Here is an 11,769-nt window from a genome sequence, read left to right on the forward strand (position 1 = left end):
TTGTTTTTATCGTAATCCAGTTACGCATAACGTAATTTGATCACTGTCGACCGTCAAGCTATAAAGACGCCCATTCATCTCTCGGATTCTCGCCCTTCCATGGAAAAGCCCCGCGACACCGGTAAACAGAAAGTCCGCTCGGCGGAAGTCGGCACCGATATTCTCAAGGCCCTGGCCGAACTGTCCCCGGCCACCTCGCTGTCACGCCTGGCCGAGCATGTGCAGATGCCAGCGAGCAAGGTCCACCGCTATTTGCAGGCGCTGATCGCCTCGGGTTTTGCCGAACAGAACAGCGCCACCAACCATTACGGCCTGGGCCGCGAAGCGTTGCGCGTGGGGCTGGCGGCGCTGGGCAGCATGGATGTGTTGAAAGTCGGCGCCATGCCCTTGGCCGAACTGCGCGATGAGTTGAATGAAACCTGCTTTCTGGCGGTGTGGGGCAACCAGGGCGCGACCGTGGTGCAGATTGAGCCGGCCGTGCGCGCCGTCACCGTGGTGACGCAGTTGGGCTCGGTGTTGCCGCTGCTCAGTTCGTCCACCGGGCTGGTGTTCAGCGCCTACTTGCCGTCGCGGGAAACCGTGGAGCTGCGCGAACGCGAGGTTCAAGCCGGCACCGCTCACACCTTGGCGGACGATCAGGCCTATGCCAGCGTGTGCGAGCAAATCCGCAGCCGCGGCCTGCACTTTGTACATGGCCTGCTGATGCCCGGCGTGGATGCGTTGTCGGCGCCGGTGTTCAATGCGGTCGGGCAAGTCGCGGCGGTGATGACCGTGGTCGGCCCAACCTCGCTGTTCCATGCCGATGAAGATGGCCCGGCGGCGCAGCACTTGCTGGCGGCGACCCGGGCCGTGAGTTGGCGGATGGGCTATCAGCCCTGAATCACTCGTCGCTGCGCGCCAGCGCCACGGCCACGCGATCCTCCAACGCCTTGACCTGCGCGCCGGCCACCACGTAGTTGTTGGTCAGCATCGAGAACACCAGCTTGCGCCCGCCGGCAGTGGTGATGTATCCACTCAATGACGACACGCCGCCCATGGAGCCGGTCTTGGCGTGCAGGTTGTTTTGCGCCTGCGTGTCGCGCAAGCGATAGCGCAGGCTGCCGCCGGTCATGCGGTCGGTGTTGCCGGCAATCGGCAGCGCGTTGTACCAGGCGTCGAACCACGGCTGTTTGCTGGCGGCCAGCAGCAGGTCGGTGAGGGTTTGCGACGACACCAGGTTGCGCCGCGACAGGCCTGAGCCGTCGACCTGACTGAATGTGGCGGTTTCCAGCCCCTGGCGCTTGAGGAACCCGGCCACCGCCAGAGCACCCGCCGCTGCCGTGCCGCTATTGGCCGTCTTGCGCCCCATGGCCTTGAGCAAGGCTTCAGACATATTGTTGTTCGAAAGCTTGAGCAGCGGTGTGATCAACGCCTGTAACGGCGCCGATTGGTGCTCGGCCAGCACCGTTACCGCCGTCGGGCTTGCCCCGCCCATCACCCGACGCCCCAGTACGGTGATGCCCTGTTGCGCCAGGGCTTGTTCAAACAGATTCGCGACCAGTTGCGTTGGCTCCCAGACGCTGACCAATTGCTGGCTCTGCTTTCCCGGCGCTACTGCGCCGCTGAGTTGCAGCAGGTTGGTGCCGTGACGGCGATTGATTCCATAGCTGTTGCCCGGTCCGCTCATGGCACGGTTGCTCAGTTGCAGGTAATCAGTAGGCGGGAAAATATCGACACTCACCGGCGAGCCGTTCCGCAATGGCGCCTTGGCCGTAACCAGTACGCTGCCCGCATCAAAATCCGCATTGGGCGCCACGGTCAGCGCCGAAATCTGCGCGCCGTAGTAGGTGGTTTCATCGTCATGGGACCAATCCACCCCCAATCGCTCGGCATCGAACCAGGTGTCATCGAACACCAGATCACCCTGCACCTGGCGCACGCCCTGGCTGGCCAATTGCGCGGCCAGCGCCTGGTAGTCGGCAAACTGAATGCTCGGGTCGCCCAGGCCACGCAGGTACAGGTTGCCGGTCAGGCGGTCGCCCTGGCGTATGCCATTGCTCAGCAGTTGGGTGGCAAAGCGGTATTGCGGCCCTAGCACATCCATGGCCGCCGCCGTGGTCAACAGCTTGAGGTTGGACGCGGGCACCAGCCGGGTGCGTGGGTTGTGCTGATACAGCGTGGAGCCCGTGCGGGCGTCACGTACCATCAGCGAGACCGTAGCACCTTGCAGCGCCGGATCGCTCAGCAGTTTATCCAGGGTTGCCGGAGTGGAAGTTTGGGAGACGCTGGCGCAGCCGCCCAGTAAAAAACTCAAACCGACCAGCAGGGTGCCGGTGCGTAGCCATTTTCCAAAGTACATCAGTAGCGTTTTCCATAAGCATGCAATGGCGGCAACGCTAACAGCTCGCTATCAATGTGGCGACCGCTTTCCTGTAGGATCTGGCTTGCCTGCGATGCAGACAACTCGGTGTATCAGGTAAACCCAGTCGATGCCATCGCAGGCAAGCCAGCTCCCACAGATAAATGAATCAGAAGGTCAAGGTACTGGACACCGACACCTGCCGCGCATCGCCCATGGACACAAACTGCGTATTCACCGAGGACGTGTAGTAGGTACGGTCGAACAGGTTTTTCACGTTGAGCTGGAACTTGACCTTCTGCCCCTCAAGCCTGGTGTCATAGCTGGCGAACACATCGGCCACGGTGTAGCTGGGCAGTTCGAAACTGTTGGCCGCGTCCCCTGCCCGCTCGCCGACATAACGCGCCCCGGCGCCGACGCGCAATTGATCACCGCCCAGGATGCTGCCGAAGTCGTACACCGCTGACAGCGAGCCGGTGCTTTTTGCCACGTTCTGCAGGCGGTTGCCTTTGAGCTTGGGGTCTTCGGTGACCTCGGCATCGGTGTAGGCATAGCTGCCGATCAGGCTCCACTTATCCGTCAGCTGGCCGCTGGCATCCAACTCCAGACCACGGGAGCGCACTTTGCCGGCCACGCTGTACTCCGAGGTCAGGCCCTCGCCTACCTGCACCAACACGTTGCGTTTATCGATGGTGAACAACGCTGCGCTGGCGGTGATACGCCCCGGCAGGTCGAACTTGGTACCCAGCTCCCAGGCTTTGGATTCCTCCGGCTGCAAACTGCCATTCAACACGGTTTTATTGGCCAGTGGCGCGATGGTGGAGTTGGGTTTGAACGACTCGGTGTAGCTGCCGTAGAACGACAATTCGTCACTGTAGCGATACACCAACCCGGCCCGAGGCACCCACTTCTGGCCATTGCCGTCGGTGTTGGCGGTGAACGGCACGCCTTTGCCGGCGTATTGGTCGTACATCTGGTAGCGCGCACCGCCGACCAGAATCCATTGATCGTTGAGGTGGATGGCATCCTGGAAGAACAGCGAATCGCTGCGCAAAAGATCGGTCTGGTTGCTGTCCGGCGCGCTGACTTTGGAACCGGCGACTTCGTTGCCGTATACCGGATTGGTGTAATCAAAGCTGCCCCGCGGTGCCTGGCGGATCAGGTCGGCGCGGTAGATCTTGCGGTACTCATCGTCCAGGCCGAACACCAGGTCGTGCTGCATACCCGCGACATCTACCTTGCCTTCGAGGCTGGCGGTGGCGAAGCGGTCGGTGGTCAGCGCGCCCTGGGTGCCGTCCATGCTGCGGGTCAGGGTGCCGTTGGTGTTGACCTTGACCACGCGCACCTGGCTGGCGTCGTAGGTCTCGCGGTTCCAGCTGTAACCGAAGTGGGCTTTCCAGTCGTCGTTGAGATCATGATCGACAGTCAGGCGGTACAGATCGGAGCGCCCTTCCATATTGTTGAACGGTTCATCCAGACGGCGAGTGGCGGGGATGTTCAACGGATGGTTGGTCTTGGGATCGATGGCGGTGCCACGGTCGAACGGGGCGAGAAATTCGCGGTGCTCATAGGCCAGCAGCACTTGGGTGGTGTCGCCATACCAGGCCAGGGACGGCGCCACCAGGGTTTCGCGGTGGGTGCCGTAGTTGCGCCAGTAATCTTCGTCTTCATGGTCGAGGATCAGGCGATAAGCCAGGCCGCTGTCACCCAGGGGCCCGGTGGTGTCGAGGTTACCGCCGCTGCCGTTCTTGCCGCTGCCGAAGGTCGAACCGCGTGCGGTCAGGGAGGTGGACTGCACCAGCTCAGGCTTTTTGCTGACGATATTGACTACACCGCCTGGGTCCTGGATGCCATACAACAGCGACGACGGGCCCTTGAGCACTTCGACGCGCTCGGCTGTCGCGTTCAAGGCACGGCCCTGCACCATCGGCATACCGTCCTTCATGATCGAGCCGTTACGGTTGTCGCCAAAGCCGCGCAACATCACCGCGTCCTGGGTGCTGCCGAGGGTGTTTGTCTGGGTGATACCGCTGATATTGCCCAGCGCGTCATCCAGGTTGCGCGGTTGCTGGTCGCGCAGCACTTGAGCAGGCACTACGTTGACGGTTTGTGGGGTTTCCAACAGCAACCCATGGGAGCGCATTACCGAGCTGGTCGGCGGCGGTTGGTAGCTGGTGCTGTCCTGGGTGAGGTCGGCGCCGCTGATGGTGGTAGCGCCGAGGTTGACCGCGCCGTCGGTTGGCACCGGCTCCAGCGCCAGGGTGCGGGCATCGATCTGGCGGAACGTGAAGCCGGATCGGCTCAGCAGGCGTTGCAGCGCCTGGCTCGCCGTCATCGGCCCGCTGACTGCCGGGGCATTGAGGCCGTAGGGCGCTTCATCGGTATAGATCACGCTGATGCCGGTGACCCGGCTGAACTCGCTCAGGGCCTGGGGCAGTGGTTTGGCTGCCAGGGCAAAATTGAACTGGGCGCTGTGCTGCTCCTGCGCACGCGCAACGCTCAAGGGCAGCAACGCCAGCCCCGACACTGCCAAGACCGAAGCTCCCAGCCACTGTTTTACCCAACCGCCCGCCGTCGACTTCATGCTCTGAGAACCCGTGTTGAAAACGCTGTTAATGCGAATAGATCGCAGTTTCAAGCACTACACGGATGGGGCGCAGGTTTACCTCACATGGGTTCGCAACTATTTTTGTGTATGCCGCCCTCGAGGCCACTCGCGGCCAGGCACTCCTTGGCACTCTTCTTCAATTTCTTGATCAAGCGCTCCTGACGCAGCGCCTCGCCCTTGCTCGCACATTGCTCGGTATAGACCAAGGCCACGGCAGGGCTGGACAGAAAAAACCGTGCGCCCTTGCCGCTTTGGTGCGAGGCAAACCGGCGCACGGGGTCATTGCTGATACCGCAGTACAGCGAGCCATTGGCGGCCCGCACCAGATAGACGAACCAGGGTTTGGGTTCAGAGGGATCAGTCACAAGTCGATGTCGGCAAACCAGAAGAGCGCCAAGCTTATCAACGCCCGGCCTGAAATGCCTTCAAGCCTTTGAGCGCCTGGGCACGTACCGCGTTTTTCAGCGCGGGCGACCAACCCAGTAACAGGCCCTTGAGGCCCAACGCCTGGCGCGACCAACGCCACAGGTCGAAGTGGTCGTGGTGTTCACAGATCTTGCCGTCACGGAACACGAACCGCGCACCGATATCGTTGACCACGGTATTGCCGGTGGCGCTGAACAAATACGTCGCCACCCAATGGGCACTGCCGGTGCTGTCATCGCTGCGCACATGGTCGAACGTCAGGGAAAAATCCTTGGCCCGCGTGGTAAGCATGCGCCACATATCACCGGCATCCCGCCCGCGCAGTTCGCCGAACGCCGGGTCGCTGAAGACCACATCGTCGGTGTAGCAAGCGGCCATGGCCTCGGCGTCAAGGCGCTGAAAGGCCTCATAGAAGCGGTGGATCAGAGCATCGTGGGCAGCACTCATGGGCAGGTTCCGCAGCAATTATTGTCAGGCCTGCACGATAATCCGCACAGGCCGCGAAGACCATGGGCATTCATGACAAAAATAGCGCTGCCGTCGATCTGGATCTCTTCAGCGGTCGGCAGTGCGGACTTGAACACTAGCCGCGCGGCCTTGACGGCTATCAATGCAGGCGCGTTGCAACTGACCTCCGTCAGGGTTGCATCACTTACGGTCGATCAACCAGCGGTTACGCGGGCACAAGCAAGTACATCGCACAATGGGTATTTCGTCTCAACTAATTTGACCGGGATTTTAAACAACCCTCAACTAATGCCAGCAGGCTCTAACAACAAGTTAGAGCACTTAGCGCACCAGACCCATACAACTAATACGAATCCTGCACTTGGCCTTTAGTTAAACCACTGTCATAAAACTGCAACTTTCTAAGGCACCATTCCCGATGCGCGCGCATAGGCGAACAGTTCAACATCGGTAGAGATACTCAGCCGCTGCATCGCTGTACTTTTCTGTTTGCTGATAGTGGAAATACTCCGGTGGACCTTGGCCGCGATCTGGCTGACAGTCATGCCGCTGGCCAACATACGCACCACCTCGCTCTCCTTGCCGGACAACTGCGGCTCATGGGACTGATTGCCTGTCCCCGCCTCCACCAGTTGCACCCGCAGGCATTCACTGGCGAAGGTCTGGCCGGCGCACACGGCTTTGATCGCCAGGGGCAACTCCTTGGCAGAGGCACTTTTGGCGACCACTGCCTTGGCACCATGGGCGAAGGAGGCACGCAGGGTGGCAACGTTGGCGAACATCGTCACCAGGATCACTGGCACGTTCGGGTACTGACGACGCAACAGGCTCAACAGGCTCAACAGGCTGTAGCCATCAGCTTGCTGACCGCCCGGCATGGCAAAATCGGTGACCAGCACATCACATGCCGTAGTACTCAACACCCCGAGTAATTGATCGGGGCCGTCGGCTTCGCCGACCACCTTGCACTTGCCATTCGCCTCAATCACGACTCTCTGCCCGACTCGAACAATAGGGTGATCGTCAGCAATAATTACTCGAAGCATAGATACCTACGAATGGTGGCAACTTGAATCCGCGCAAAATACCTCTGTCAGCGCTCATCAACAACTACTAACAAAGACCCACTTGCAGCCGAAGCCAATGTTTAGTAGCGGCTATTTTTTGGACTACAACATAATAGGAAACCACCTACAGCAAAAACTAGACTTCCAAATAACTTAAACCCTCTGTAAACACCTTTCACAGAGTGGACAGATAATCCAGATAGGTGCGCAAGCGTGCCTGGAACGATGTCAACTCCGCCTGGTGCGCAGACACGCCATCGCGCTGAACCTGCTCGATCAACCTCACGGCACAGGACTCAAGCCCTGTTCCTCCTATAAATACCAGGCTACCCGTCAATCGATGCAGGCGTTCGGCGGTCAATGATGCGTTCAATGCGGCACAGGCACGGCCCAACAGGTCGTGATCTTGCCAAGCCTCGACCAGCAGATTTTCCAACAGTTGATTGACCACCTGTTCACTGCCAAACGTCGCGACCAGGCTCGCGCGGGCGGGCCACCCCATAACCTTCGCAACAGGCTCCGCACCGATAGGCATGTGATCGGCACCCGGGAGCCATCGCGCCAAAACGGCACTTAATTGTTCCAGGGTCAGAGGCTTGAGCAGCCAGGCATCCATGCCCGCGTCGCGGCAGCGCTGGGGGCTGTCGTTTTGCAGGTCGGCGGTCAACGCGATGATCGGCACTCGCCTCAAGCCGACGTGGTGCTCATATTGGCGAATGGCGCGGGCCATGCTGTAACCGTCCATAACGGGCATCTGGCAATCAGTGATCACCAGGTCAAAGGGCCGACAAGCATAAGCCACTCGCCCGAGATACCCGTCGGCGACCAGCTCATGGTCCAACCCGAGTTTTCGCAGCAAGCAACCCAGCAATAGACGGTGGGCTGAATGATCCTCCGCCACCAGGACATGCAACTGCCGCCAGTGAGGCGGGGGAGTAACAGGCGATCTCGATTTGCGGCTCGCGCCTGCGGTTGAACCTGACAGCGAACCCATCAGTACCTCTTCGTAGCTATTGATACGGCAGCAACCTTCGGCACTGGCGCAATAGCCATAGAGGCCTACTTAGGCAGCAACGATCGCCACATTCCTTTGAATGCTATCGACGAAAAACCAATAACCTTTTGAATGGCTTAAAGCCGATACAACAACTACGAAAAAACGCGAACTGACCCTATTCGATCCACCCTGCCAATTTCGTATTAGTTGTATTTCCCCCGCGCACACCTCTCGCTAAATTGTGCCCCACCCCAAAAGAGGGACGGCTTGCCACTCCCCGGCAGCCGCAAAAAATATCGAGACCGTCGCACCGACAACCACCCGCCGACACCGAAGCGGGCGTTGCGTTGCACGCACCTCTATCTGCCAGCCTGCAATGGAAAAAACAGAAAAATGAAGAGCCCTGTAGCCCTATTGAGCAGTGCCCTGCTGCTCGCCATGAGTTCATCGGTATTCGCAGCCAGCAGCGTGGAACTGGCCGTCAAAGGGCTGATCACACCCAGCGCCTGTGCACCTAGCCTTTCAAGCGGCGGGATTGTCGATCACGGAAAAATTTCGGCCAAGGATTTGAGGCCGGATGGATGGACCGTGCTTAAAAGTCACAACCTGCAACTGGGCATCACGTGCGATGCGCCAACCCTGCTAGCCCTGAAGGGCATTGATAACGTTGGTGACGCCCACGATCCGAGGAACAGCTATGGCCTGGGCTTGGTCAGCGGAAAAAAATTAGGCAGTTTCTCCCTGACCTTAAGCAATCCAATCGCCGATGGCGCAGCGATCTCCATGATTGAGTCCTCGGATAACGGCCTCACCTGGCGGGCAAGTTTCCCAGGTGACATGTGGCCAGCCTCCTACCTCGCTTCGTTTGGCGACAACACCACCGGCAGGTGGGCACCCACCCCGGTCCAGCAGGTGTTGGCGGACCTCATGGTGGCAACCATCATCGCGCCGACAGCAGGAATGGATCTGACCGCAGAGGTTCCAATCAACGGGTCCGCCACGCTTGAAGTCAAATACCTATAACGCCTCTGCCCCATGCCCAAGGAGATTCACTGACATGAATGTTTTTGCATCCAGCCTGATAGGCGCCTTGCTCCTCAGCCCGACCGCATTCGCCGCCAGCAACACAGACTTGCTCGTGCGCGGCAGCATCACCCCCAGCGCTTGCTCACCAATCATCTCCGGCGGCGGGACTGTGGACTTCGGCAAGGTGTCGGTCAAGGACCTCAACACCGACACCTACACCGATCTGCCCAGAGAAACCATGCTGTTGAGTGTGCGCTGCGACGGGCCGACGTACTTCACCCTCAACACCATCGACAACCGTTCAGGCACCGCCGCCAGCCACTTCAGCTGGCATGGGCTGGGCACCACACCCAGTGATGAAAAAGTCGGGGATGCCGGGCTGGGTCTCTATATGCCCGTGGCCGACGGCGTCTCCGTGCGCACCATCACCTCAAGGGATGGCGGCGTGACCTGGATGCCTTCGGTGATGCTCAGCCATACCTTGCTGACGGCGATCGCCCACAGCGACGACGTGATACCGATTGCAGTCCAGGAACTGGACGCCGAGATCCGCCTGATCACCCATATCGCACCTGCCAACAACCTGACGTTGACCGACGAAGTCCCCATCGACGGTCACGCCACCGTACAAGTCAATTACCTTTAAGGAGTCCCTACGATGAAAACCCGATTGACCACCCTGGCCGCCGGCGTATTGCTGCTCGGCTCGGCGACAACCTTCGCTGCATCGTCCGTTGACCTGACCGTCAAGGGGCTGATCGTGCCCAGCGCTTGCACACCCAGCTTGTCCGGTGGTGGCGTGGTCGACCACGGCAAGATTTCCGCCAAGGATCTGAATCTGGACGACGCAACATATCTGGATAAACGCACCCTGACGATGACGGTCAACTGTGACGCTCCGATTCAGTTTGCCCTGCACCCGATTGATAATCGGGCAAGTTCCAGCATGAGCAGCTCGTACTTTGGCCTGGGTTTTATCAACGATACCCAGAAACTGGGTTACTACTTCCTCACCTTGAGCAACCCGGTCGCCGATGATGGCGTTGTAGTGCAGACGATCGGTTCCACTGACCAGGGCCAGACCTGGTTCAAAGAGAAGTTCCTGGACCCAGGCCTGTACATGTCAGTTGCCTCAATGGAGGACCTTACCCTGCCCCTGGCGGTCAAGGACTTGAGCGTTGATGTGGGTGTAAGCACTGCAATTCACCGCGCCGACGGCCTGGACCTGAGCAACGAAGTGACCATCGACGGCTCCGCCACCCTTGAAGTGAAGTACCTCTGACCCATGGCGCCCCATGCCCTTACCCTTGAAGGGCATGGGCTTCGCCGTGGGCTGTGCTCACCCGTGCCAGTGATGAATCGATGACTATGTTCACCCGTTTCTTTACCGTGCTGTTGTTATCCCTGTGCGCTGCGGCCAAGGCCAGTGCGGGCAGCGCTGCCGAGCTTACGGTAACCGGTCGTGTGACACCGGATGCCTGCTATATCGAGCTGTCGGATGAAGGCTTTGTCGACCACGGAAAGATCCCCGCACACACCCTCCTTGTCGACGAATTCACCGTGCTGCCCAGCCGACAACTCGAACTGCAGGTGCAATGCGCCAGGCCCATGCTGTTTGCGCTGGTGGGTATCGACAATCGTGCGGAGTCTTCCCTGGCACCGGATTTTTTCTATGGGCTGGGCAGAAACATCCATGCACCGGACGAACGCCTCGGCTCCGTGGCGTTGTCGTACCGCAACCCAGTGGGGGACTCCCAGGCCATGCAAGTCCTGGCCTCCACCAACAGCGGCGAAAGCTGGACGCCCGAGCCCAATGGCTATCCACGATCCTATATGGCATTTGCTCCGACGGGCGACCGTCAGCCCGACTTCATCAGCCAGTTGAGGGTCCAGCTTCAAGTGGACACCGCCATCAACTTTTCGCAGTACCTGACCCTGAATCAGGAAGTGCCCCTCGACGGCTCCATCGTTCTGGATTTGCGTTACCTCTGACCCACTCATTTCGCCTAATGGAAAACCCATCATGACGATGACATGCTCAAACACCGCGTTCGGCCTTATTGCCCTGCTGCTGATATTCGGCAACCAAGCAAAGGCTGACGGCATGGTCCCGGACACATCCGTGGTGATCGTCCACGAGGACGATGGTGAAGCTTCCGTTTCGGTGACCAACTCCGACAGCCAGCTCTCGTTGTTGCATGTGACCTTGCAGGATATTCCGGAAGACACCGAACCCCTGCTGGTGGTGACGCCGCCGCTGTCCCGAGTCGAAGCGTCCAAATCCCAGTTGGTGCGCTTTATTCTGCAAAACCAAAAACCGTTGCTCACCCAGCGGCTCAAACGCGCCGTGTTCGAAGGCATGCCCCAGGGCCGCGCAGCCACTGCCGCCGGTCATGCCCGCGTGGGCGTGACCGTGCGCCAGAACCTGCCGGTGATTGTGCATCCCAAGGGCCTGGCACCCAATCGCAGCCCCTGGACCGGCCTGACATGGACCCTGCGCGACGGCCAATTGCAGGTGCGTAATGACACGCCCTATGTGGTGCGCCTGGCCCAGGAGCTGCGGCTGTTGCCCGGCGACGGCAAGGCGATGCTGCCGCGCACCTACGTGCTGCCAGGTGAAGCCTTGAGCGTGCCTGCCAGCGGTGGCCAAGCCAAGACGGTGAGGCTACAACCGGCCACTGTGTACGGGTTTGCGGTCAAGGCCTACGACGCCCCCATCACCCTCTGACAGAAAACCACAGGCGTCGCCAAGACCGCCGCCTGGATAACGAAGTGACGGCTTATCGACCGTCACCAGAACGCCCAAAGCCCCGAACCCAATGAGGGCTGTGCGTTCACT

The 11,769-nt window shown here is 59.8% G+C and carries 12 protein-coding genes; 6 read left to right on the forward strand and 6 right to left on the reverse strand.

Translation table 11 applies throughout. The features are described 5' to 3' along the window. Nucleotides 1-99: 99 nt before the first annotated feature. A complete protein-coding gene (locus tag OC445_RS00240) occupies nucleotides 100-879 on the forward strand; it encodes an IclR family transcriptional regulator (protein ID WP_054897733.1) in 780 nt (259 codons plus the stop codon). Nucleotide 880: 1 nt separating this feature from the next. On the opposite strand, the gene dacB is transcribed toward OC445_RS00240, so the two are convergent. The 6 genes from dacB to OC445_RS00270 all read right to left on the reverse strand — a co-directional run bounded on the left by dacB (nucleotide 881) and on the right by OC445_RS00270 (nucleotide 7,901). Beyond that, nucleotides 881-2,338, reverse strand: a complete 1,458-nt coding sequence (dacB, locus tag OC445_RS00245; RefSeq protein ID WP_198791263.1) for a D-alanyl-D-alanine carboxypeptidase/D-alanyl-D-alanine-endopeptidase — start codon at nucleotides 2,336-2,338, stop codon at nucleotides 881-883. Nucleotides 2,339-2,507: 169 nt separating this feature from the next. Continuing rightward, a complete protein-coding gene (locus OC445_RS00250; protein ID WP_198791262.1) occupies nucleotides 2,508-4,922 on the reverse strand; it encodes a TonB-dependent siderophore receptor in 2,415 nt (804 codons plus the stop codon). An 83-nt stretch (nucleotides 4,923-5,005) separates the two neighbouring features. After that, entirely contained in the window at nucleotides 5,006-5,311 is a 306-nt protein-coding gene (locus OC445_RS00255) for a GIY-YIG nuclease family protein (protein ID WP_060763558.1), read from the reverse strand. 37 nt (nucleotides 5,312-5,348) lie between these two features. Then, complete coding sequence (locus tag OC445_RS00260) at nucleotides 5,349-5,819, reverse strand: nuclear transport factor 2 family protein (RefSeq protein WP_054897730.1); 471 nt, start codon at nucleotides 5,817-5,819, stop codon at nucleotides 5,349-5,351. Between the two features lie 422 nt (nucleotides 5,820-6,241). After that, complete coding sequence (locus OC445_RS00265) at nucleotides 6,242-6,886, reverse strand: response regulator transcription factor (protein WP_262019900.1); 645 nt, start codon at nucleotides 6,884-6,886, stop codon at nucleotides 6,242-6,244. A 196-nt stretch (nucleotides 6,887-7,082) separates the two neighbouring features. Next, entirely contained in the window at nucleotides 7,083-7,901 is an 819-nt protein-coding gene (locus OC445_RS00270; protein ID WP_057976146.1) for a response regulator, read from the reverse strand. Nucleotides 7,902-8,171: 270 nt separating this feature from the next. On the opposite strand from OC445_RS00270, the gene OC445_RS00275 reads away from it, so the two are divergent. From OC445_RS00275 to OC445_RS00295, 5 genes are all read left to right on the forward strand, one after another. Further along, nucleotides 8,172-8,927, forward strand: a complete 756-nt coding sequence (locus OC445_RS00275; protein WP_309595824.1) for a DUF1120 domain-containing protein — start codon at nucleotides 8,172-8,174, stop codon at nucleotides 8,925-8,927. 34 nt (nucleotides 8,928-8,961) lie between these two features. Continuing rightward, entirely contained in the window at nucleotides 8,962-9,576 is a 615-nt protein-coding gene (locus OC445_RS00280) for a DUF1120 domain-containing protein (protein WP_089041346.1), read from the forward strand. A gap of 12 nt (nucleotides 9,577-9,588) precedes the next feature. Next, nucleotides 9,589-10,212, forward strand: coding sequence for a DUF1120 domain-containing protein (locus OC445_RS00285; RefSeq protein WP_054921063.1), 624 nt, complete (start codon nucleotides 9,589-9,591; stop codon nucleotides 10,210-10,212). 80 nt (nucleotides 10,213-10,292) lie between these two features. Further along, nucleotides 10,293-10,922, forward strand: a complete 630-nt coding sequence (locus OC445_RS00290) for a DUF1120 domain-containing protein (protein ID WP_054921061.1) — start codon at nucleotides 10,293-10,295, stop codon at nucleotides 10,920-10,922. Between the two features lie 31 nt (nucleotides 10,923-10,953). Continuing rightward, nucleotides 10,954-11,658 carry a fimbria/pilus chaperone family protein gene (locus OC445_RS00295; protein WP_262019901.1) on the forward strand — a complete coding sequence of 235 codons (705 nt, stop codon included), beginning with the start codon at nucleotides 10,954-10,956 and terminating at the stop codon, nucleotides 11,656-11,658. Nucleotides 11,659-11,769 lie beyond the last annotated feature (111 nt).

The organism is Pseudomonas sp. Pse35, assembly GCF_024519715.1.
In the GTDB taxonomy this organism is placed as follows: Bacteria; Pseudomonadota; Gammaproteobacteria; order Pseudomonadales; family Pseudomonadaceae; genus Aquipseudomonas; species Aquipseudomonas paracarnis.